A 23,579-nucleotide genomic window follows, 5' to 3' on the forward strand; every position below is an offset into this window, starting at 1 on the left:
GGCGGACGTCGACCCGCCCTCAACCGGCCTGTTCGGCGGGTGTGGCCGGTTTGGGTGGGGGCGCGGGCAGGACCGCGAGCATGTCGCGCTCCAACTTCTCGCGCACGGCATCGGGACCGCCATCGCCGGCCGCCAGTGTCGGTGCGGTGATGCCGAATACGTCGATCACCGAGGATCCCAGTGTGGTCACCTTGGCCCACGCCACATCCACGCCGTCGGTTTCGAACACCGCGGTCAGCCGGGCCAGCAAGCCGGACCGGTCGATGGTGCGGATCTGCACGATGAGCTCACCGGGCCCGCCACCGGGCGACCACAGAATGCGCGGCTGGGCGGGCACGTGGTTGGCCGGAACTGCGGCCAGGATCTCCCCGGCGCGGGTGGTCGGATACCGGGCCGCCTCGCGATCGCGTCGGTCCAGTGCGTCCATCACCTCCAGATCACCGTTGAGCGCCAGGATCAACTGCTGACGGAGCAGCTCCGCCGCCGGTGGCGCACCGAAGTGTGGGGACACCACGAACGTGTTGATGGCCGAACCCTCGTGGCTGTTGACCGACGCGGAGTGGACCCGCAGTGAGTGCAACGCCAACACACCCGCCGCCTTCGACAGCAGACCTCGCCGGTCCGGGGCAATCATCGTCACGTTGTAAATGTGTGGCGAGTCCGCCGGGATGAGCTCCACATGGACACCGACGTCGGCGGCCAGCGCGAGGAATCGCGGCTCGATGGGGTCGGGCTTGGGCAATGGCTCGCCGGCCATCACCAACCGGCACCGCCGCACCAGGTCGCCGATCAGCGATGCCTTCCAGTCGCCCCACACTCCGGGGCCGGTGGCCAGCGAATCGGCCTCGGCCAGGACGTTCAGCAGCTCCAGCAGCACCATGTCACCGCCGAGCGCATCCGCGACTGCGTCAATCGTCTTGGGATCCTGCAGGTCTCGTCGGGTCGCGGTGTTCGGCAGCAGCAGATGGTGGCGGACCATCTTGGACAGCACCTCGATGTCGGAGGGCCACAACCCCAGCCGGGTGCCGATCTGGGTGGCCAGCTCGGCGCCGATGACACTGTGGTCGCCACCACGACCCTTGCCGATGTCATGGCACAGCGCACCCAGCAGCAACAGATCCGGGCGCGACACCCGTGTGGTGAAAGCACTTGCACGCGAGACCGTTTCGGCCAGGTGGCGGTCTACGGTCCAGATGTGGACGACATCGCGGGGTGGCAGGTCGCGCACCGCACCCCATTCCGGGAACAGCCGTCCCCACAGGCCGGTGCGGTCCAGGGCCTCGATCGTGGCAACCGCGGCCGGCCCGGACGCCAACAGCACCAGGAGGTCCTTGAGCGCCTGACGCGGCCAGGGTGTGCGCAGCTCCGGCGCGGTTTCAGCCAGCCGGCTCAACGTGGAGACGGCCATCGGCAGGCCGGTACTGGCCGACGCCGCGGCGACCCGCAGGATCAGGCCCGGGTCACGTTCCGGGCGGGCATCACGGGCCAGGATCACCTCACCGGCGTACTCGATGACCCCTTCGTCCAGCGGGCGTCGCACCGGGCGGCGCAGGGCCGCAAAGCCACGGCGGGGCAAGGCGTTGGCGGCGGTGCGAATACCGGAGTCGACGTAATAGCTCACGGTGCGCGCGGCGTCCGAGAGCATCCGGGCCAGGTCGAAGCGGTCTCCGATCCGCAGCGCCGCCCCGATCTCGTCGGCATGCTGGGCCAGCAGGGTTTCTCGACCACGGCCGGAGGCGCGGTGCAATTCGGTCCGAACATTCAGCAGTGCCAGGTGCGCACCGCCCAGCGTCCCGGTCGGCGAGGCCAGGGCACGGCTCGGATACACATCGGCCAATTGGGCTATCGCCAGTGCGTTGAGCAGTTGGACGTCACGCAGCCCGCCCCGGCCCGACTTCAGATCGGGTTCGGCGCGGTGGGCGATCTGACCGCTGCGCTGCCACCGCGACTGCGCATGGTCGATGAGTTCGTCGAACCGCGACGCGATTCCGATCCGCCACTGCCGGCGCGCGCCGCCCACCAGCAGCATGGACAGATCGGCATCACCGGCGATATGCCGCGCGTCGAGCATGGCCAGGCCCACCGCGATGTCCTCACCGGCCACTTTCAGTGCCTCGGGCACAGTACGGACACTGTGGTCGATGCGAATATTGGCGTCCCACAACGGATACCAGAGCTGCTCGGCCACTTCCGAGACCACGGCCAGTGGCATGTTGTCGTGCAACAGCATCAGATCCAGATCCGAGTACGGCAGCATCTCACCGCGACCCAGACCACCGGTGGCCACGATGGCAAATCCACTGGAGGCGGTAATACCGATCTCGGCGGCCTTTGTGGTGAGCCAGAATTCGTGTAGATCGAGCAATGCGTCGCGCAATTCAGCCGCATCCAGCTGACGCGATCCTCCGTTGAGCAACTGTTGGGTGGCCGCCGCCAAGTCGTTGGCGGGGCGTGGCGAGCCGGTCGGAGCCTCCCCGAGGGGGGCTCCGGTACCGGCCGGCTCCTCACGCAACCACTCGCGGGTGGATTCTGGTTGCTGCTCTGTCATTTGGACTCCTCCCCCGGCCGACGACCCACCAACGCTCACACGGTTCGGCCGGGAGACTCGGTCGACCAGCTGTTCGACCGACTGCGGCTACAGTGCGTCGGCGCCGCGTTCCCCGGTCCGGACCCGGACCACGGTGTCAACCGGGCTGACCCAGACTTTCCCGTCGCCGATCTTGCCGGTACGGGCGGCTTGCACGATGACGTCGACCACCTTGTCGACCGCGGAGTCTTCGACGACGACCTCCACCCGGACCTTCGGTACGAAATCGACCGAGTATTCGGCGCCCCGGTAGACCTCGGTGTGCCCCTTCTGCCGGCCGTAACCCTGTACCTCGCTGACGGTCATTCCGAGAATGCCCGTCTGCTCCAGGCCGGTCTTGACATCTTCCAGCGTGAACGGCTTGACGATCGCAGTGATCAGCTTCATAAATTCCATCCCTTCGGTGGCCAATTGTTCCCGATCAGGCGAGCTCGTAAGCCGTTTCTGCATGCTCGGTCTCATCGATACCGGTGGCCTCATCTTCTTCCGTGACACGCCAGCCCAGCGGTTTGAGGGCCAACGCAATGATGGCAGTCATGACCGCGGTGAATACGGTTGCCACGACGGCAATCACGATCTGGACCACCAATTGCCTGACCCCGCCGCCGTAGAACAGGCCGGTTTCGGTGGCGAAGAAGCCGATTCCGATGGTGCCCCACAGACCGGCGACGAGGTGGACGCCGACGACGTCGAGTGAATCGTCGTAGCCGAGCTTGTATTTCAGGCCGATGGCCAGGGCGGACAAAGCACCGGCGATGGCGCCGAGGATCAGTGATCCGATCGGGCTGAGCGCACCGCAGGCCGGCGTGATGGCAACCAGACCGGCGACGATGCCCGAGGCCGCACCGACGCTGGTCGGATGTCCGTCGCGGATGCGTTCGACCACCAGCCAGCCCAGCATCGCCGCGGCGGTGGCCGCCGTGGTGTTGATCCAGACCAGGCCGGCGGTGGCATCGGCGGCGCCCTCGGAACCGACGTTGAACCCGAACCAGCCGAACCACAGCAGCGCGGCGCCCAGCATCACCCACGGGATGTTGTGCGGCCGGAAGGCCATCTTGCCGAAGCCGCGGCGCCGGCCCACCAGGATCGCCAGCACCAACGCGGCCATACCCGCGTTGATGTGCACCACGGTGCCGCCGGCGAAATCGATGGGCGCCACCGTTGCGGTGGCCGTGCCGTCATCACCCACGGTGGTCCCGAACAGCCAGGAGGCAAAGCCGCGCTCGTTGTTCGACAGCAGACCGCCGCCCCAAACCATATGCGCGAGAGGGAAGTACACCAGGGTGACCCAGATACCCGCGAACGCCAGCCAGGTGCCGAACTTGACCCGCTCGGCCAGTGCACCGCTGATCAGTGCGACCGTGATCACCGCGAAGGTGAGCTGGAACGCCACCCACACGATCGCCGGGACGGAGCCGAACCCGCCGATGACGTGGAGTTCCTGGCCACCGATCTCACGCGTCTCAAGCAGCTGGGTCAGACCGAACAGCGAGAACGGGTTGTCGAAGACTCCGCCGACGTCCGATCCACCGGTGTGCGCGGACGCGAACGACATCGAGTAGCCCCACAGGACATAGATGACGCTGACGACGCCCAGGGCCCCGAAGGACATCATCATCATGTTGAGCACGGACTTCTGCCGGGAGAGGCCGCCGTAGAAGAACGCCAGGGCCGGCGTCATCAGCAACACCAGCGCGGCACTTGCGAGCACCCAGGCCGTATCGCCGCTGTCGAATGCGGCGAACGATTCGTCAGGTAGGGCTAAGACCACTTTGTGTGAACCTCCTTGGGAAGTGCGCCGAAAGATCGGCTCCCGATGAGATTCGTTGTGTGCCGTTTCATCGGTGATGCGGATGCGTTTCGTCGAAGTGAACGCAATCCGGATCCCCGTTACCTTCATGTTTCCCGAAACTCACGCCGCGTACCGGCGCGCCGGGAACTCAGAGACCCGCTCAGCCCAGCAGGGCGTCGACGAAGGCCGCCGGCTCGAACGGCGCCAGATCGTCCTGGCCTTCTCCGAGCCCCACGAGCTTGACCGGCACCCCGAGTTCCTGCTGAACCCGGAACACGATGCCGCCTTTGGCAGTGCCGTCGAGCTTGGTCAACACCACCCCGGTGATGTCGACGACTTCGGCGAACACCTTGGCCTGGGGCAGGCTGTTCTGGCCGATCGTGGCATCCAGCACCAGCAGCACCTCATCGACGGCGGCACGCTTCTCCACCACCCGCTTGACCTTGCCCAGCTCATCCATCAGGCCGGTCTTCGTGTGCAGGCGTCCCGCAGTGTCGACGACGACCACGTCGGCGCCGGCCTTGATGCCCTCGTCGACGGCGTCGAACGCCACCGAGGCCGGATCCGCACCTTCGGCGCCTCGTACCACCTCGGCGCCGACGCGCGCAGCCCACGTCTGCAACTGGTCGGCAGCCGCAGCGCGGAAGGTGTCCGCCGCGCCCAGCACGACACGTCTGCCGTCGGCAACCAGCACTCGGGCCAGTTTGCCGACGGTGGTGGTCTTGCCGGTGCCGTTGACACCCACGACCAGCAGCACCGACGGCTTGTCGGCATGCGGAAGCGCCTTGATCGAGCGGTCGAGCTCGGGGCGCAACTCCGACATCAGCACTTCGCGCAACACTGCACGGGCTTCGGCCTCACTGCGGACACCCTTGCTGGCCATCCGCTCGCGCAATGCCGCCACCACGGATTCGGTGACCACAGGCCCCAGGTCGGCGATCAACAGGGTGTCCTCGACCTCTTCCCATGAATCCTCATCGAGGTCACCGCCACCGAGCAGCCCGAGCATGCTGCGGCCCAAGGCATTCTGGGACTTGGCGAGGCGCCCACGCAGCCGGTCCATTCGGCCTTCGGCCGGGGCGATGGCCTCGACCTCGGCGGCGACGGCATCGGTCACCTCGGTCGAGGGTGCGGCGGGTTCTTCCGGTGCCTCCGCTTCCGCTTCGGGCTTTTCGGGTGCTTGCGGTACGGCGGGCGCTTCCGGCGCTTCCGGCGCTGCGGGCTCCTGGGGAGCAGCAGGCGCCTGGGGCAGAGCGGTCTCGACCGGCGGCTCGGGCAGTTGTACGTCGGAGATCGTGCGCCGGGGCGCGTCCCGCGGAATCGTGGCGTCGTCACCGACGGCCGGCAACCCGCTGGTATCGATCCGTTCAGCGGTCGGCGCGGCCGATTGGCTGAAAGTGATCCCGGACGAGGCCGTGTATCCCCCGGAGCGGTCGATCGGTTTCGCCGCGTCCTCTTTCGACAGGCTGATCCGTCGCCGGCGGTACCGCACCAATCCGACGGTCAGCGCGATGACGACGAGAACAGCGACGACCGCAATGGCGATCCAGAGACCCAACAACGCACCATCTGTCACCTCGCCATTGTCTCAGGGCGAATGACCGGCGCCGACCGGCCCCGTTTGGCGGCCGTGGGCGAACAGAACCTCCTGCGCTCCGCGCACCGCGGCCAGATCGTCACGCCCAATTTGCCGAAAATGCCGGTACGTATACGTACCAGAGAGTACGTTTCGGTCAGTATCCGTTTTGCACTCACACGTTCACGCCCGCCGTCGGCGCGCCCAGTCGCTTAGCTGCGTTTGCGTCATGACCGACCAGAAGTGCATTTCATTACGGTTTCAAGATCGGTTTCAGTTTCTTTTCGAATTTGCTGAAAACCGCGCGCCATGTGGTTCACGATGCACCTGGATCGGGAATGACCACAGCCGTAGCCGGTGCGCGGTCTTTCCCTCGGAATATTTGCGAACGGGAGAACAAAGATGCCCACGCGTGTGCTTCGAGGGGTGTCGCTGGCGATCGTCGCGCTGATCGGCACGGTCGGGCTCGCGGTGATCGCGAGCATGACCACGCTGGTCCAGTTGACCGCCACCGCGCTCATCATGGGTGGAACCGGGATGAAGGCGTTGGGTGCTCCACATCAGTGGGGCGCCGGAAGCTACGTGGATCAGGTGAACAACACCTATCTGTCGGACCGCCATCTGGATGAGGACGATTTGGCATGGGTTTCCACACCTGAGCAGTTCTGGCCGGCCACCGGCCTGACTGATGCCACCTTCGACACCTCCGTCGCGCGCGGCGTGCTCAGCCTCAACAACGCGGTTCTGGCGACATCGGGCGAGAAGATCGTCGTCGGCTACTCGCAGAGTGCCAACATTGCCACCCGGGAGAAGCGGAACCTCGCCGAACTGCGGGCGCAAGGCGCCACCGTCCCGGCCGCCGACGAACTGTCGTTCGTGTTGATCGCCAATCCCAACCGGCCCAACGGCGGAATCCTGGCCCGCTTCGAGGGGCTCTATATCCCGATTCTGGGCATCAGCTTCGACGGCGCCACACCCGATGACGAGTATGCGACGATCGACGTGGCCCGTGAATACGATCTGATCGCCGACTTTCCGAAGTACCCGCTCAATCTGCTGGCCGATCTCAACGCCCTGATGGGGTATGTCTACCTGCATCCCAATTACGGCTCTTCGGTAGTGCACCTCGACGATCCCAGCACCTACCAGTCCTACACCTCCGGCAACACCACCTACTACCTGGTGCACACCGAACATCTGCCGCTACTGCAGCCCTTGCGCGACATCCGGATTCTCGATCCGGCACTGGACCTGATCGAGCCGACCCTGCGCGTTCTGATCGACCTCGCCTATGACCGCACACCCGAGCACATGGGCGTACCGACCCGAGCCGGGCTGATCCCCGACATCGACTGGGACAAACTGGCGGCGGATCTGACCGCCGCGGCCAACGACGGCATCCGCGACGCGCTGGCCGATCTCGGTATCGGTGTCGACCGCGACGGCGTCGGTCCGGAAAGCCCGGCGCCGCTGGGTAAGTCAGCTCCCCGTACGACCGCAACCGCAGGCGTGACGGACCCCGACACGCTCCCACGCCGGGCGGGCCCGCACCTGTCAGGGCTTCGGTCGACGACCGACGGCCACCGCTTCGCTCCCGAGGACACCGAGACCGACGCCGCGACGGACGCCGGTACCGGTGCCGACGCCGGTGGCGCGCCGCAAACCGGACCGGTGCAAGAGCAGGAGTCTGAGCCGAGCGGCTCGGATACGAAGGCGACATCGGAACGCTCCCGAAAGCCTCTGCGGCAGTCCCTCATCCACAAGAAGACGTCCGATATCGCCGAGGCCGAGGCCCCCTCGCCCCAGGCACGCCCCGATCGTCCCGAGCGTCGAGTCCACCGCATCGACCATGACAAGGACGCAGCCGGGACGAGCGCCGAAGACACGAAAGACCCAGAACCACAAAGTAAACCGCGTCATCCGCATCGCGTCGGGAAGTCCGACGGGTCACGTGACCGGGCATCGGCCGGCGTCAGCTCGAGTTGACCGCCAGTTCCTGTCCGCGCATCCGCTGGGAGATCACGGTGGTGATGCCGTCACCGCGCATGGTCACGCCGTAAAGCGCGTCGGCGACCTCCATCGTCGGCTTCTGATGGGTGATCACAATCAGCTGCGACTTTTCCCGCAGCTGCTCGAACAGGCTGATCAGCCGCCGCAGGTTGACGTCGTCGAGTGCGGCCTCCACCTCATCCATCACATAGAACGGGGACGGCCGGGCCCGGAAGATCGCCACCAACATCGCCACCGCGGTCAACGACTTCTCGCCGCCGGACAACAGCGACAGGCGCTTGATCTTCTTGCCCGGCGGTCGGGCCTCGACCTCGATGCCGGTGGTCAGCATGTCCGCCGGGTTGGTGAGCAACAACCGGCCCTCCCCACCCGGGAACAGCGTGGAGAACACCTGCTCGAATTCGCGCTCGACGTCGACGTACGCCTCGGTGAACACCTGCAGGATGCGGGCGTCCACGTCGGCGATGACGTCGAGCAGATCGCTACGGGCCGCCTTCACGTCCTCCAGTTGCGTCGAGAGGAAGTTGTAGCGTTCTTCCAGCGCCGCGAACTCCTCCAGCGCAAGCGGATTCACCCGGCCCAATTCCGAGAGCTCGCGTTCGGCCTTCTTGGCCCGGCGCTCCTGGGTCGGCCGGTCGAACGGCATCGGTGCCGGCGCGGTCACCTGCTCACCCCGCTCACGGGCCTGCTCGTATTCGGCCATCTCCAACTCACTGGGTGGCAGCGCCACCTGCGGCCCGTACTCGGCGATGAGGTCGGCGGCGGGCATGCCGAACTGCTCCAGCACCTGCGCTTCGAGTTGTTCGATCCGAAGCGCCGCTTGCGCTTTGGCCATCTCATCGCGGTGCAGCGCATCGGTCAGTGCGGTGATCCGCGCGTTCAGCTCGGAGACTTCCTCGCGTGCCTGAGACAACGCGGTCCCCCGCAATTGGCGCTCGGTGGCCAACTCGTCACGCATCTGTGAGGCCACCGCCACCACGGCGCTGAGCCGTTGCGCCACGACACGACCTGACTCGGACACGGCAGCGGCCACCCGCGCCGCATGTTCACGGGCTTCGCGGGCGCGTTGGGCGCGTACCCGGGCCTCACGCTCGGCCGCGGCCGCGCGGCGGAGCGAATCCGCGCGTCCGCGAACCGCATTGGCCCGCTCCTCGGCGGTACGCACCGCCAGGCGGGCCTCCACCTCGACCGAACGGGCCGCCTCCGCGGCGGCCATCGACGCCTGCCGATCCACCGGCTCGGCTTCGAACGTCGGGAGCTGTTCGGCATTGTGCAGCCGCGACTCGAGTTCGGTGAGTTCCTCGACGGTCTTGGTGCGTCCGGCCTCAAGCTCGTCACGCTGGCGGATCAACCGCTGCCATTCGTCGCCGGCGACTCGGGATTCCTGCCCCAGCCGCCCCAGTTGCTCATAGATCGCTGAGATCGCCGCGTCCGACTCGTTGAGCGCGGCCATCGCCTCTTCGGCGGCCTCCTGGCGGGCAGCCTGTTCTGTCAACGCGCCCGACAGCGCGGCGGCCAGCTCGCCGGTCTGACGCTCGGCGGTATCCAGTTCGCGGCGGGCCTTGTCGATCTCCGAGCTGATCTCCAGCGTCGACGGCTTCCGGTCGGAGCCACCGCTGATCCAACCGGCACCGATGAGATCGCCATCGGCCGTCACCGCGCGCAGGTCGGGTCGCTCCGACACCAATTGCACGCCGGCGCGCAGATCTGTCACCACGGCCACCCCGGCAAGCATCGCGGTGATCGCGCCGCGGAGCCGATCGGGAACGGTGACCACGTCGTTGGCCCAGAGCACGCCGTCGGGAAGCACACCTGACGGTGCGGCCCCGTTGGTCTTCCAGTCCCCCAGCAACAGGGCCGCCCGGCCGCCGTCGGATTCCTTCAGCGCGGCCACCGCGGCGGCAGCCACCCCGAAGTCCTCGGCGGCCAACGCATCTGCGGCCGCCCCGAGAACCGTTGCCACCGCCACCTCGTGACCCGGTTGGACCTTCAGGTAGTCCCCGATGGTGCCGAAAAGGCCTGCGCCACTGTGGTTCTTCTGCAGCCAAGCGGCGCCGTCGCGCCGATCCAGGCTGACGGACAGTGCCTCGATACGGGCGTGCAGCGAGGCCACCTGTCGTTCCGCGGCGCGCTCGGCCGCCTGCAGTTCCGCCACCCGCTCATCGGCGAGCTTCAACGCGGCCACCGAGCGGTCATGCTGTTCGTCCAAACCGACTTCACCGGCATCGAGTTCGCCGACCCGGCTCTGCACGGTCTCGAATTCCGCTTGGGCCTGTTGGGCTTTGGCCGCAGCTTCCTCGATGCTGACCGACAACCGCATGACACCCTCGTCGATCGACTCCACCCGAGTGCGCATCGTGTCGACCTGACCCGCCAGCCGGGCCAGACCTTCGCGGCGGTCGGCCTCGGCGCGGGCCGCCGCCAAATGTGCACGCTCGGCCTCGGCCGCCAGCTGTTCGCGCTCCGCCAGTTCGGCGCGCGCGCTCTCCAGAACGATGCGCGACTCTTCCAGCTCGCCGAGCAGCTCCATCTCGAGTTCGGCGACTTCCTCGGCCTCGGCTTCCAAGGCCTCGGGATCGCGTCCGTTGGAGATCTCCGGCTCGGCATCGAACAGCTGCGCCCGGTCGGTCGCGATGCGGATGGTGGCACTGACCCGCTCGGCCAGCGCCGACGCCCGAAACCAGGTCTGCTGGGCGGCCTCGGCCCGGCGGGTCAGTTCGGCCACCGCGGCCTCGTGCGCCTGCAATTCGACAGTCGCGGTCTCCAGCCTGGTCGTCGCCTCGTCGTGCTCGCGGCGCAATGTGGTCTCGGCCTGGTTGGTGTTGTGGAACTCGACCTGGCGTCTGACCAGGTCGTCGGCGGCCAGCCGGAGGCGGGCATCTCGCAGATCGGCCTGGATGGTCGCGGCACGTCGCGCCATCTCGGCCTGGCGGCCCAGCGGCTTGAGCTGGCGACGCAGCTCGGTGGTCAGGTCGGTCAGGCGGGCCAGGTTCGCCGCCATCGAGTCGAGCTTGCGGACCGCCTTTTCCTTGCGCTTGCGGTGTTTGAGGACGCCGGCGGCCTCCTCGATGAAGGCGCGACGGTCCTCGGGACGCGACTCCAGGATCTCGGCGAGCTTGCCCTGGCCGACGATGACGTGCATTTCACGCCCGATGCCGGAGTCACTGAGCAGTTCCTGGACGTCCATCAGTCGGCAGCTGCTGCCGTTGATCTCGTATTCGCCTGCGCCGTCCCGGAATACGCGACGGGTGATCGATACCTCGGAGTACTCGATCGGCAACGCGTTGTCGGAGTTGTCGATCGTGAGCGTCACCTCGGCGCGGCCCAGCGGCGCCCGCGACGACGTGCCGGCGAAGATGACGTCCTCCATCTTGCCGCCGCGCAAAGTCTTGGCGCCCTGCTCGCCCATCACCCAGGTCAGGGCATCGACCACGTTCGACTTGCCCGACCCGTTCGGGCCGACGACACAGGTGATGCCGGGTTCGAAACGCAGAGTCGTCGGCGAGGCGAAGGACTTGAAGCCCTTCAACGTCAGACTCTTGAGGTGCACGGCGTTTTACCCTACCGCCGAGTCGGCTACCGTTCGCGAAACCCCGCCATCGGGGCGTCGGCTTCCGTCCAATCTGCGACGACGTTGTCCACCGACCCCGGGGTTTGACCGCTTCCCAGCAGCTCAAGCAACTGCTGACACTTGTCCCGAGGCCCCTGGGCCACGACATGCACGCGGCCGTCGGGCCGATTCGAGGCAAACCCGGTCAGGCCGAGCTCCAACGCCCGCGACCGGGTCCACCACCGGAACCCCACGCCCTGCACATGACCGTGCACCCAGGCGCTCAACCGCACCTCGGCCTCGCGGTCAGCGGGGAGTTCCGGCCCGGTCATCGCGTTTCGACCTCGAACCTGACCTCGGTGCCCGACTTGAGGGTGCGGCCGACCGTGCAGACCTGGTCGACGGCCCGCTCGACCACGGTCAGCAGCCGGGCCACCTCGGACTCGGACAGATCCGACACGTCGATCTCGAGTTTCTCCTCGAGCAGCGGGTACCGCTCCTGCTCGCGGTCGGCCGGTCCGGAGACCCGGATCGTGGCCGGGTAGTCATCACCGAGGCGGCGGCGCAGCGGCTGATCACTGGCCATTCCGCTGCACGCAGCGAGCGCGATCTTCAGCAACTCGCCCGGGGTGAACACCCCCTCGACGTCCTCACTGCCGACGAGTACCTCTGCGCCGCGGGAGCTGCGCCCGACATAGCGGCGCACACCGGTACGGTCAACCCAAAGTTCGGTCACGGAGTATTTCTACACGTCGCGATACCCGCGTATTCCAGCGGCGATGGTCCATACCACGGGTTCGGCCCGCCGCCCAGCCGGGCCGCGACGATAGACTCGACACACCGACTTCGCTGAGGAGCACCGTGACCTATCCACCGAGCAATCAGCCCACCCCGCCGTCGGGTCCTCCAGGCCCGTGGCAGCAGCCGTACCAGCCGCAGGGCTATCCGAACCCGGCCGGGGGTCCCGAGCAACCCTATGGAGCCTCCTACGGAGGTCCTCAGCAACCGCAGCAGCCCTACGGCTCCCCGTACGGCGCACCGCAACAGCCCCAGCAGCCCTACGGCTCCCCGTACGGCGCGCCCCAACAACCCCAGCAGCCCTACGGCTCACCCTATGGGGCACCTCAGCAGCCCTACGGTGCGCCGCAGCAGCCGTACGGCTACCCCACCCCCCATCCGCCGAGCGGTGGCAACAACAAATGGCTGCTCATCGGCGGCGCGGTGCTGGTCGCGTTGATCCTCGTCGGCGGCATCGTCATCTTCGCCCTGAGCGGTGATTCGGATTCAACCGGAAGCCGCACCACGGCAGGCGGTTCCTCACAGTCCGGTGGCTCGTCGAGTTCGGGTGAGAGCGACGCCGAGAAAGAGGTGCGGGACTTCCTCGACGAGGTGATGACCAGCACCAGCGACCTCAAGGACGCGCTGCCGTATTTCTGCCAGGCTGATCAGGACCTGTTCGAGAAGCTCGGTGGGCTGGACGCGATCGACATCCCGCACAGCACCGATCCCACCGGGTCGGCCGAGATCACCAAGATCACGGTCAACGGCAACAAGGCCGTCGTCGACATCTCGAGCAGCGCCGGACCGGGCAAGTTGTACCTGCGTAAAGAGGGCGGCTCCTGGACGCTCTGCATGTCCGACATGCCGGGCATGCCCAGCATGCCCTGATCAGACCGGGAGGGTGTCAGCCCCGGGGCCGGGGCTGACATTTCGGGCAGTAGAACGATGACCGGTTCATGAACTTGTCACGGCGCATCACCGCGCCGCACCGGCGGCACGGCTCGCCTTCGCGGCCATAGGCGTCCAGGGACCGCTCGAAGTACCCCGATTCGCCGTTGACGTTGACATACAGAGAGTCGAACGACGTACCGCCCTGGCTGAGCGCATCGGTCATCACCGCCGCGGCTGCGTCGAGTATCTCGGCCAGCCTGCGGCGCGGCAGCAAGGCAGCCGTTCTGGCACCGTTGACCTTGGTGCGCCACAGCGCCTCGTCGGCGTAGATGTTCCCGATTCCGGAGACCACGGTCTGATCGAGCAGCTGACGCTTGATCTCGGAATGCTTGCGCCGCAACACCGTTACCACTTTGTCGCGATCGAACAGTGGGTCCAGCGGGTCACGTGCCACATGCGCGACCGGCTCCGGCAGGGTGGTGCCGTCCACCGTCACCAGATCGGCCAGCTGCCAACCGCCGAACGTCCGCTGATCGACGAAGCTCAGCGCGGTGCCGTCGTCGAGCAGCGCGGCGATCCGCAGATGCCGGTCGTCACGGATCGGGCCCAGCAGCATCTGCCCGCTCATCCCCAGGTGCACCACCAACGCCTCGGTGGCGTCCTCGCTGTCCTCCTCGGCCAGGTTCAACCACAGGTACTTGCCGCGGCGCCCGGTTCCGGTGATGCGCGCCCCCAACAGCCGGGCGGTGAGGTCGGCCGGGCCGGCCTCGTGACGGCGCACGGCGCGGGGATGATGCACGCGTACCGCCGAAATGGATTTGCCCGCAACATGTTCGGCCAAACCGCGGCGGACGACCTCTACCTCGGGTAGTTCTGGCATCGGTTGTCACGCATTGTCGAGGGTTTTGTCCAGCGCGTTCCAGGCCGCGGCGGCCGCCTTGAGTTCGGCCTCTTTCTTGTTACGCCCCACACCCCGGCCGTATTCGACGTCGGCCACCACCACGACCGCCGAGAATTCTTTGTCGTGGTCGGGTCCGGTGGAGGTCACCACATAGCTGGGTGCACCGAGGCCTCGTGAAGCCGTCAGCTCCTGCAGGCTGCTCTTCCAGTCCAGGCCCGCGCCCAGCGTCGGGGCGGTGTCGAGCAACTGACCGAACAGCCGCAGGATCACCTCCCGAGCGGTGGTCAGTCCGTGCTCCAAATAGATTGCCCCGAGCAGGGATTCGACGCCGTCGGCGAGAATGCTGGACTTGTCGGCGCCCCCGGAGTTCTCTTCTCCCTTACCCAGCAACAGGTGGCTGCCCAGGCCGCTCTCGGTCAGACCACGGCCGACATCGGCCAGCGCCTGGGTGTTGACGATGCTGGCCCGCAGTTTGGCCAGATCGCCTTCGGAACGTTCGGGGTGGCGGTGGTAGAGCTCCTCGGTGATCGTCAATCCCAAGACCGCGTCGCCGAGGAATTCCAACCGCTCGTTGGTCGGTAAGCCACCGTTTTCGTACGAAAAGCTGCGGTGGGTCAGCGCGATGGTGAGTAGTTCGGAGGGAAGTTCGACGCCAAGAGACTCCAGCAGTGCCGCGTGCGAATCGCTCACTTCTGGTCCCCGGGGCGCTCGTCGTCGGGCAGCATCGCGGCCAGCTTCGCCCAGCGGGGGTCGATCTTGTCGTGGTGGTGACCCGGCTCGGCGGTGGCCAATGCGACCCCGCAGTCCGGGCACAGTCCGGGGCAGTCCGCACGGCACAGCGGGGAAAACGGCAACGCCAGCCCGACCGCATCGATGATCGGTTGCTCCAGGTCGACCGTGTCGGCCTGACCGGCCGACCCGACCCGGCTCACCTCGTCGGACTCGGTGGTCTCGTCGGTGGCGCTGTCCGGGTATGCGTACAGCTCGGTGAGATCGATTTCGACGTCACCGGTGAGTTCGGTCAGGCACCGCGCGCATTCTCCGACGGTGGGCGCCGACACCGTGCCGGTGACCAGGACGCCCTCGGACACCGACTGCAACTGCAGGTCCAGTTCCAGCGGAGCACCCTCGGCAATGGCCACCAGCTCGACCCCGATCCGTACGGGGCTGGGCACCGTGTCGCGGTGGGTCAGGAACGAACCCGGCCGCCGGCCCAGTCGCGCGACGTCGATCACCAAAGGCGATCGGGAATCACCGTGCCGTCCAGTTGCCCCCTGTCCACCCGATTTCGCACCCGTCGCCATGAATCAATCCTACGGCGGCGTCAGTACGCACCATGACGCAGTGCGCGTCGACAAACCGGGAAAACGGTCAGCGGGTGGCGTAGTCGTGCGTACCGGCGGTGGTGCGTAGCTGGTGACGGCCACGACCGACCGAGCGCAGCGTGCCGTTGAGGAAGTCCTCGAACTCGGCCAGTTTGCTGTCGACGTAGATGTCGCACTCCCCGCGCAGGCGGTCGGCCTCGGCGTGTGCGGAGTCGATCAGGCGGGTGGCCTCGGCCGTCGCGGTGGACACGATCTCGGTCTGCGACACCAGACGCTGTTGCTCCTTGATGCCCTCCTGGACCGCCTTCTCGTAGGACAGGTTGCCGTTCTCGATCAGCCGGTCAGCTTCGGCCTTCGCCCGGCCGGTGCTGGCCTCGTACTCGCGCTTCGCCACGGCGGCGAGACGCGCGGCCTCTTCACGTGCCTCGCCGACCATGCGCTCGCTGTGCGCACGTGCTTCGGCAACCATCCGGTCGGCCTGCGCCTTGGCATCGGCCAGCAGCCGGTCGGCCTCGCTGCGGGCGTGGTTGATCATGCCGTCAGCGTCGGCATTGACCTTGGACATCACCGATTCGGAGTGCTCCTTGGCTTCCCGCAACAGCGAATCGCGGGCATCGAGCACGTCCTGGGCATCGTCGAGCTCGCCGGGGATCGCGTCCTTGATGTCATCGATCAGCTCGAGCACATCACCACGCGGCACCACGCAACCGGCGGTCATCGGCACACCACGCGCTTCTTCGACGATCGCGCCGAGCTCGTCGAGCGCTTCAAAAACTCGGTACACGGCAAAACCCTCCAGGCCTCGTTGTTAGTGACCAGTGTGCCTGGTGTTACGCCTGTGACTTGGGAGCACAATCGGTGTGTCGCCCCGACGGTTGGCCTGCGTGAGCGCGATCACTCCGGACCACGGCGCGGCGGCCGCTTATCTCAAGGCCGAACCGATCAGATCCCGAGCCCGGTCGAGCATCGACGCGAACGGCCCGACAGCGAAATTCAGCCCGGCCGATTCGACGCCTGGATGCGGTCGGGTGGGCGCGATCGACTCGGCGGCCTTGACGGCTTTGACCATCCGTTCGAGATCGTCGGCGTCGAGTTTGCGATGCAGCTTGTCGAATTCGTCATGCTCCTCGTGTTCGGCATGGTCGATCACGGCGTCCCGGAAGTTCGCGAGCTCGGTGAGGAATCCGTCGGACCCGATGTCCATGCTCTCCAGCGCGGCGAGCTGCTCCTTGGCCGTGTGTTCCTCCTGCAGGAGGCTGTCGACGATCTCGTCGCCGGCGGCGAGCTCGCGGCGCACCCGCGGATGCACGACTATCTCCTCGGCTGTCTCGTGCACCGCCAGCAACTGGCGTAGTTCGACGAACGCCTTCTCCCGGGCCTCGGTGGTGGAGGCGGAAAAGACTTCCTCGAACAGGTCCTTGATCAGGTTGTGCTGGTCTTTGAGGAACTTCACGACGTCATCGGTGGATTGAACGAATGTGTTCGGCACGGCGGACCTCCGGATGATCGGATTTCGATGTCACGGCGCATGGGCTGAGCGCCTCGGACATCAGATACCCGCCGTGGTGGGAAGGCTAACCGCCGAGCTTTTCCCGGAGCCTGCGATTGACGGGCTCGGGTAACAACGCCGACACGTCACCGCCGAGCGAGGCGACCTCCTTGGCCAACGACGACGACACGAAGGAATACTGCGGCGTGGTGGCCACGAAGAAGGTGTCGACACCGGCGACGTGCTTGTTCATCTGAGCCATCTGCAACTCGTATTCGAAGTCGGTGCCGGTGCGCAGACCCTTGACGATCGCGGTCAGACCGCGCGCCTTGACGAAGTCGACCACCAGACCCTGACCGGACTCGACCCGAAGATTCGGCAGATGCGCGGTCGATTCGGCGATCATCGCCATCCGCTCGTCGACGTCGAACATGCCCTTCTTGTTGGGGTTCACCAGAACCGCCACCACAACCTCGTCGAACTGCGCCGCCGCGCGCTCGAAAACATCGACATGACCGAGGGTCACCGGATCGAAGGAGCCGGGGCATACCGCGCCACTCATGAGTCACGACGGTACAGGCCGCCACATTCCCCGGCGCTAGCCCACCTCCGCGAGTTCGACGCGGGTGTCACCGTAGCGTCGGCTACTCAGCGCGTCCCAGCCCGGCGGCCAGTTCACCGGCCGGCTCGACGCGCGCCGTTCCACCAGCACAAAGCTGTCGGCAGCCACCCAGCCGCCGTCGGCCAACGCGGTGAGCATCGCGTCGACCGCAGCGTCGTCGAGGTCATAGGGCGGGTCGGCGAACACCAGATCCATCGGCCGCGCACCACCGGCGGCGAGCACGGTCTCGACACTGCCCCGGCGCACCGTGGCCGCGCGGAAGCCAAGGGCGGCAATGTTTTCGGCGATGACGGTGGCGGCACGTTGATCGGCCTCGACGAAAAGTGCCGAAGCCGCACCACGCGAGAGCGCTTCCAGACCGAGCGCTCCCGACCCGGCGTACAGATCAAGTACTGACAACCCGGCGAAATCCAGCCTCGCGGTGAGCGAGTTGAACACGGCCTCGCGGACGCGATCGGACGTCGGCCGGGTTCCCTTGCGGGGCACCGCAATGCGGCGCCCACCGTGTGCCCCCGCGATGATGCGGGTCAGGTCGATTCCCCGGGCGCTTCGCTCCTGCCCGCCGAACCGGTCACCACGACCAGCAGGTCGCCGCCCTCGACCTGTGCGGTGGCACTGACCGCGACACGTTCGACGGTTCCGGCCTTGGGGGCGGTGATCGCGGCTTCCATCTTCATCGCCTCGATGGTGGCGATCGTGGCACCGGCTTCGACGGTGTCGCCGGCGGCGACTCCGACGGTGACCACACCGGCGAACGGGGCGGCCACATGATCGGGATTGTTGCGGTCGGCCTTCTCGGCGGCCGGGACCTCACTGGCGATGCTGCGGTCACGCACCGTGATCGGACGCAGCTGCCCGTTGAGGATGCACATCACGGTGCGCATGCCCCGCTCGTCGGCATCGGAGATGGCCTCCAACCCGATCAGCAACTGCACCCCACGCTCAAGCTCGACCCGATGCTCCTCGCCGTAGCGCAGCCCGTAAAAGAACTGGTTGGCACTGAGCCCCGAGGTATCGCCGTACTCCTCACGGTGGGCCTCGAACTCCTTGGTCGGACCGGGGAACAGCAACCGGTTCAGCGCCGCCTGCCGCTTGGGGCCGGGCGCGGCCAACAACGCCTCGTCCTCGACCGAGAGGTCCTGGATCGGTTTGGCCGGGCCGCGGCCGTCAAGAGCCTTGGTGCGCAACGGCTCTGGCCACCCACCTGGCGGATCGCCCAGCTCGCCGCGCAGGAAACCGATCACGCTGTCGGGAATGTCATAACGGGCCGGGTCGGCAGCGAAATCCTGGGCACTGACCCCCGCACCCAACAGTGCCAACGCCAGATCCCCGACCACCTTCGAGGAAGGGGTCACCTTCACCAACCGACCCAACACCCGGTCAGCCGCCGCGTAATTGGCCTCGATCTCCTCGAACCGATCTCCGAAGCCCAACGCAATCGCCTGCTGGCGCAGATTCGACAGCTGCCCACCGGGGATCTCGTGGGTGTACACCCGCCCCGTCGGCGCCGGCAAACCACTCTCAAAGGGCGCGTAGACCTTTCGCAACGCCTCCCAATACGGCTCCAACTCACACACCGCACCCAGATCCAGCCCGGTGTCATACTCGGTGTGCGCCGCCGCAGCCACGATCGAGGACAGTGCGGGCTGACTGGTCGTGCCCGCCAGCGGTGCGGCCGCCCCGTCCACCGCCGACGCGCCGGCCTGCCAAGCCGCCAGATACGTCGCCAACTGCCCACCGGGGGTGTCATGGGTATGCACATGCACCGGCAGATCAAACCGGGCACGCAACGCACTGACCAACGTGTGCGCCGAGGCCGGCCGCAACAACCCGGCCATGTCCTTGATCGCCAACACATGCGCACCCGCATCGACGATCTGCTCGGCCAGGCGCAGATAGTAATCCAGCGTGTACAGATTCTCGGCCGGGTCAGACAAATCCCCGGTATACGACATCGCCACCTCGGCGATCGCCGTCCCCGTCTCCCGCACCGCATCGATGGCCGGACGCATCGACTCGATATTGTTGAGCGCATCGAAGATCCGGAAAATATCGATCCCGGTCCGCGTCGCCTCATCCACGAAAGCGCTGGTGACCAACTCCGGATACGGGGTGTAGCCCACGGTGTTGCGGCCCCGCAACAACATCTGCAGACAAATGTTGGGAACCGCCTCACGCAAAGCGGCCAACCGCTCCCACGGATCTTCCTTCAAAAACCGCAGCGCCACATCATAAGTCGCCCCACCCCAACACTCGATGGACAGCAACTGCGGCATCATCCGCGCCACATACGGCGCCACCTTCAACAACCCCGTCGAACGCAGGCGGGTGGCCAGCAACGACTGATGGGCATCACGGAACGTGGTGTCAGTGACCCCGACCGCCTTGGAATCACGCATCCACGCCGCGAAACCCTCCGGGCCCAGCTGCACCAGCCGCTGCTTGGAACCCGGCGCCGGCACCGCCGACAAGTCCAACTCCGGCAACTTGTCCTGCGGATACACCGCCGACGGACGCTCCCCGTTCGGCTTGTTCACCGTGACATCGGCCAGGTAATTCAAGATCTTGGTGCCGCGATCGGCCGGGGTGTGCGCGGTCAACAACTGCGGACGGTCGTCGATGAACGAGGTAGTGACCCGCCCGGCCCGGAAATCGGGATCCTCGATCACCGCCTGCAAGAACGGGATATTCGTCGACACCCCACGAATCCGGAACTCCGCCAACGCCCGTCGGGCCCGAGCCACCGCCGTGGAGAAATCGCGCCCCCGACACGTCAACTTCACCAACATCGAATCGAAATGCGCCAACACCTCGGCCCCGACATTGGTGCCACCATCCAGGCGCACCCCCGCACCACCGGGCGACCGATACGCCGTGATCCGCCCCGTATCCGGCCGGAACCCGTTGGCCGGATCCTCAGTGGTGATCCGGCACTGCATCGCAGCGCCCCGAATCACCAGAGTGTCCTGACTCAACCCCAGATCGGCCAGCGACTCCCCCGCCGCGATCCGTAACTGCGAACCCACCAGATCCACATCGGTGATCTCCTCGGTCACCGTGTGCTCCACCTGAATCCGCGGATTGCACTCGATGAACACATGATGGCCACGCTCGTCGAGCAGGAACTCGATCGTGCCCGCGCAGGAGTACCCGATCTGGCGGGCGAACGCCACCGCATCGGCGCAAATCCGTTCCCGCAACGCAGGATCCAGATTCGGAGCCGGTGCCAGCTCGATCACCTTCTGATGCCGCCGCTGCACCGAACAATCCCGCTCGAACAAATGCATCACATTGCCGGCGGTATCAGCCAGGATCTGCACCTCGATATGGCGCGGATTGATCACCGCCTGCTCCAGATACACCTGCGGATCACCAAACGCCGACTCCGCCTCACGGCTGGCCGCCTCCACCGCCTCGGCCAACGCGTCAGGATCGGTGACCCGGCGCATCCCACGCCCACCACCCCCGGAGACCGCCTTGACGAACAGCGGGAACTCCATATCGGCTGCCGCCGCGACCAACTCATCCACCGACGACGACGGCGCCGACGACGCCAACACCGGCAACCCCGCCGCCCGCGCCGCCTCGATCGCCCGCGACTTGTTGCCGGTCAGCTCCAACACCTGCGAACCCGGACCCACAAACGTGATCCCCGCCTGCGCACACGCCGAGGCCAATTCCGGGTTCTCCGACAAAAACCCGTACCCCGGATAAATCGCATCAGCCCCCGAATGCTGCGCCACCCGGATGATCTCGTCCACCGACAGATAAGCCCGCACCGGATGACCGACCTCACCGATCTGATACGACTCATCAGCCTTCAACCGATGCAACGAATTGCGATCCTCATACGGATACACCGCCACCGTCGCAATGCCCAACTCATACGCAGCACGAAACGCACGAATAGCGATCTCGCCACGATTGGCGACCAACAACTTGGAAATCACGGGTAGACCTAACCGCCGAGTTATTTCTGGAGTGTTACAGCAGAGTTGACCAATATTCCCAGAAACGCACCAGGATCAACAGGACAAGTGAGGTGAACCAGAGCGTCACGATCGACCAGCGCCACTGGTAGATCGCCCGGGCGGCCGCGTTGGTGGACAGGGGGCGCAGGGCGATGGAACTCGCCACCACGAACAGCGGAATGGTCACCGACCACACCACCATGCAGTACGGGCACAGGGCACCGATCCGGTAAAGGCTCTGGAAGATCAGCCAGTGCACCATGACGACGCCGAGCAGGCTGCCCAGAGCCAATCCCACCCAGTACCACCGGGGTAGCCGAACTCCCGCAACGGCCAGTACCCCGGTGACCAGGGTGACGGAGAAGGCCACCACGCCGATCAGCGAGTTGGGGAAACCGAATACCGAAGCCTGTGGCGTGGTCATCACCGAGCCGCAGGAGATCACCGGATTGATGCTGCAGGACGGCACATAAGACGGATCGATCAACAGCTCGATCTTCTCGATCGTCAGCGCCAGCGCAGCGGCCAGGCCCAGCACGCCGGCAATCAGAATCCAGACCGCGCCCGCCCGCCCGACGGCCGGTCCCGCCGCGTTCTCGGTTACCGATTCGTCGATCTCGGACGACGCGGTGTCGCTCATGGGTTGGCCGGCGCCGGTGAAGCAGGGGCGGGTGCGGGAGCCGCGGGTGCGGGTGCGGGTGCGGGTGCGGCCGGGGCGGGCGCGGGGCCCTTCAGCTCCGGCAGGTCGCCGACGATCTCCCGGACCTTCGCGATCAGCGCGTCAGGAGTGGTGGGCTGGTATTCCTCACCGTTGATCTGAACGGTCGGGGTCGAATTGATACCGGTGGCCGCGGCCATGCCCTGCACCATCTCGACGTAGCGGCCCTTGGTGATGCAATCGGGCACGTCGCCGCCGGCACCGGCCTGACGGGCGAGCTCGATGATCCGGGCGTTGTCCGGGTAGATACCGCTGCCCTCCTCCGGCTGGATTCCAGGCGTGTAGAGCGCGGAGTGGAAGCGGCGGAACGCGTCGACGGACTCGTCGGCGATGCAGTACGCCGCACCACCGGCGCGCGACGAGTAGCCGTTACCGGCCTTGTCCAGGATCGCCACCATGTGGTAGTCGACGGCGACGGCCCCGGTATCGATCAGCTTGTTGATGGTCGGACCGAAGAGCTGCTCCAGATGGCCGCAGGCCGGGCACAGGAAGTCCTCGTAGAGACTGATCGTCACCTTGGGGTCAGACGTTCCTTCTTCGGTGATCACGTTCGGTGCGGCCACGTGCACCGCCCGGGCCTCACCCGACGCCGGGCGCTTGTGGCCCGTCATCACGATGTAGAGCACGAGACCGACCGCGAACAGCACCACCACGGCTGTCAGCCCGATCTGAACCCACAGGTTGCGCTTGCGGTCAGCCGCCTTGAGGTCGTACTTCGCGGTCTTCTTCGGTTTGGCCACGCCGACCAGCGTACCGGCGAGGCCAGGTCAGCTTTCGGCGTGGCTGAGATGTGCCCGCACCGCTGAGATCATGGCGCTCGTGGCGGTGACACTGCCGCCGCCGAGCGGGAAGAAGTTGGCGAACGCGTGGATCATCGACCGTTCTTCGCGGAGATCCACCACCACACCGGCCGCCTGCATCGCCTCGGCGTACCGGTTCCCCTCATCGCGTAGCGGATCGAAGCCCGCGGTGATCACGAGAGCGGGCGGCAAGCCGGAGAGGTCTTCGCTGAGCAGCGGTGATACCAAAGGATCCGACGCCGCCACCTCCGCGCCGTCGAGGTAGTGCTCGGCGAACCAGCGCATATCGCGATCGGTCAGGAAGTAACCGTCGGCGAACAACGTCTTGGACCGCGTGTCGCTGGACCAGTCGGTGACCGGGTAGAGCAGCAGCTGCAGGGCAGGCAGCGGCAGCTCCGAGTCGCGGGCTTGCAGGGCCACCAAGGCAGCCAGGTTGCCGCCGGCACTGTCACCGCCGACGACGATCTGCGTGGCACCCAGGCCCGCGGCGTGGTCCAGCGCCCAGCGGTAGGCGGCGTAGGCGTCGTCGAGGGCGGCCGGCGCCTTGTGCTCGGGCGCGAGCCGGTA

Annotated in this window: 20 protein-coding genes; 2 read left to right on the forward strand and 18 right to left on the reverse strand. The window is 66.6% G+C overall.

Annotated features, from left to right (window positions below; all coding sequences use genetic code 11):
- Positions 1-19 precede the first annotated feature (19 nt).
- The 4 genes from A5699_RS24185 to ftsY all read right to left on the reverse strand — a co-directional run bounded on the left by A5699_RS24185 (position 20) and on the right by ftsY (position 5,940).
- A complete protein-coding gene (locus tag A5699_RS24185) occupies positions 20-2,548 on the reverse strand; it encodes a [protein-PII] uridylyltransferase (protein WP_067775021.1) in 2,529 nt (842 codons plus the stop codon).
- Positions 2,549-2,635: 87 nt separating this feature from the next.
- Positions 2,636-2,974 carry a P-II family nitrogen regulator gene (locus A5699_RS24190; RefSeq protein WP_018600748.1) on the reverse strand — a complete coding sequence of 113 codons (339 nt, stop codon included), beginning with the start codon at positions 2,972-2,974 and terminating at the stop codon, positions 2,636-2,638.
- 34 nt (positions 2,975-3,008) lie between these two features.
- Positions 3,009-4,358 carry an ammonium transporter gene (locus tag A5699_RS24195; protein WP_067775123.1) on the reverse strand — a complete coding sequence of 450 codons (1,350 nt, stop codon included), beginning with the start codon at positions 4,356-4,358 and terminating at the stop codon, positions 3,009-3,011.
- A gap of 181 nt (positions 4,359-4,539) precedes the next feature.
- Positions 4,540-5,940 carry a signal recognition particle-docking protein FtsY gene (gene ftsY, locus A5699_RS24200; RefSeq protein ID WP_157561430.1) on the reverse strand — a complete coding sequence of 467 codons (1,401 nt, stop codon included), beginning with the start codon at positions 5,938-5,940 and terminating at the stop codon, positions 4,540-4,542.
- Positions 5,941-6,357: 417 nt separating this feature from the next.
- On the opposite strand from ftsY, the gene A5699_RS24205 reads away from it, so the two are divergent.
- On the forward strand, positions 6,358-7,941 hold the full coding sequence (locus tag A5699_RS24205) for a PE-PPE domain-containing protein (protein WP_082957855.1): 1,584 nt from the start codon (positions 6,358-6,360) through the stop codon (positions 7,939-7,941).
- On the opposite strand, the gene smc is transcribed toward A5699_RS24205, so the two are convergent.
- Genes smc through A5699_RS24220 form a run of 3 tightly spaced genes read right to left on the reverse strand, consistent with a single transcriptional unit; the run spans position 7,928 to position 12,251 of the window.
- A complete protein-coding gene (gene smc, locus A5699_RS24210) occupies positions 7,928-11,515 on the reverse strand; it encodes a chromosome segregation protein SMC (RefSeq protein WP_067775030.1) in 3,588 nt (1,195 codons plus the stop codon). The genes A5699_RS24205 and smc overlap by 14 nt on opposite strands.
- Positions 11,516-11,541: 26 nt before the next feature.
- Positions 11,542-11,847: an acylphosphatase gene (locus tag A5699_RS24215; RefSeq protein WP_067775033.1), complete on the reverse strand. Its 306-nt coding sequence runs from the start codon at positions 11,845-11,847 to the stop codon at positions 11,542-11,544.
- Positions 11,844-12,251 carry an OsmC family protein gene (locus A5699_RS24220; protein ID WP_067775036.1) on the reverse strand — a complete coding sequence of 136 codons (408 nt, stop codon included), beginning with the start codon at positions 12,249-12,251 and terminating at the stop codon, positions 11,844-11,846. The genes A5699_RS24215 and A5699_RS24220 overlap by 4 nt, the downstream gene beginning before the upstream one ends.
- A gap of 125 nt (positions 12,252-12,376) precedes the next feature.
- Here A5699_RS24220 and A5699_RS24225 point away from each other — a divergent pair, with 125 nt between their 5' ends.
- Entirely contained in the window at positions 12,377-13,183 is an 807-nt protein-coding gene (locus A5699_RS24225) for a hypothetical protein (protein WP_067775040.1), read from the forward strand.
- A 16-nt stretch (positions 13,184-13,199) separates the two neighbouring features.
- Here A5699_RS24225 and mutM read toward each other — a convergent pair whose 3' ends face one another.
- The 11 genes from mutM to A5699_RS24280 form a co-directional block, all read right to left on the reverse strand.
- Complete coding sequence (gene mutM, locus A5699_RS24230; protein ID WP_067775043.1) at positions 13,200-14,066, reverse strand: bifunctional DNA-formamidopyrimidine glycosylase/DNA-(apurinic or apyrimidinic site) lyase; 867 nt, start codon at positions 14,064-14,066, stop codon at positions 13,200-13,202.
- 6 nt (positions 14,067-14,072) lie between these two features.
- The gene (gene rnc, locus A5699_RS24235) at positions 14,073-14,777 is read right to left on the reverse strand and encodes a ribonuclease III (protein ID WP_067775046.1); all 705 of its coding nucleotides are present in this window, start codon (positions 14,775-14,777) and stop codon (positions 14,073-14,075) included.
- Complete coding sequence (locus A5699_RS24240; RefSeq protein ID WP_067775049.1) at positions 14,774-15,391, reverse strand: DUF177 domain-containing protein; 618 nt, start codon at positions 15,389-15,391, stop codon at positions 14,774-14,776. Before A5699_RS24240 ends, rnc begins: the two co-directional genes overlap by 4 nt.
- A 67-nt stretch (positions 15,392-15,458) precedes the next feature.
- Positions 15,459-16,196 (reverse strand): cell division protein SepIVA, encoded by a 738-nt coding sequence (gene sepIVA / locus A5699_RS24245; protein ID WP_067775052.1) that lies wholly within the window; start codon positions 16,194-16,196, stop codon positions 15,459-15,461.
- 138 nt (positions 16,197-16,334) lie between these two features.
- Complete coding sequence (locus A5699_RS24250; RefSeq protein WP_067775056.1) at positions 16,335-16,901, reverse strand: hemerythrin domain-containing protein; 567 nt, start codon at positions 16,899-16,901, stop codon at positions 16,335-16,337.
- 85 nt (positions 16,902-16,986) lie between these two features.
- Positions 16,987-17,463 (reverse strand): pantetheine-phosphate adenylyltransferase, encoded by a 477-nt coding sequence (coaD, locus tag A5699_RS24255; RefSeq protein WP_067775059.1) that lies wholly within the window; start codon positions 17,461-17,463, stop codon positions 16,987-16,989.
- Positions 17,464-17,499: 36 nt separating this feature from the next.
- Positions 17,500-18,054: a 16S rRNA (guanine(966)-N(2))-methyltransferase RsmD gene (gene rsmD, locus A5699_RS24260; RefSeq protein ID WP_082957856.1), complete on the reverse strand. Its 555-nt coding sequence runs from the start codon at positions 18,052-18,054 to the stop codon at positions 17,500-17,502.
- Entirely contained in the window at positions 18,051-21,473 is a 3,423-nt protein-coding gene (locus tag A5699_RS24265; protein WP_067775065.1) for a pyruvate carboxylase, read from the reverse strand. The genes rsmD and A5699_RS24265 overlap by 4 nt, the downstream gene beginning before the upstream one ends.
- Positions 21,474-21,507: 34 nt before the next feature.
- On the reverse strand, positions 21,508-22,134 hold the full coding sequence (locus tag A5699_RS24270; protein WP_067775068.1) for a vitamin K epoxide reductase family protein: 627 nt from the start codon (positions 22,132-22,134) through the stop codon (positions 21,508-21,510).
- On the reverse strand, positions 22,131-22,952 hold the full coding sequence (locus tag A5699_RS24275) for a DsbA family protein (RefSeq protein WP_067775071.1): 822 nt from the start codon (positions 22,950-22,952) through the stop codon (positions 22,131-22,133). The genes A5699_RS24270 and A5699_RS24275 overlap by 4 nt, the downstream gene beginning before the upstream one ends.
- Positions 22,953-22,979: 27 nt before the next feature.
- On the reverse strand, positions 22,980-23,579 hold a 600-nt coding region (locus A5699_RS24280), incomplete at its 5' end, for an alpha/beta hydrolase (protein ID WP_157561425.1).

Source organism: Mycobacterium sp. E802, from assembly GCF_001666875.1.
Classification (GTDB): domain Bacteria; phylum Actinomycetota; class Actinomycetes; order Mycobacteriales; family Mycobacteriaceae; genus Mycobacterium.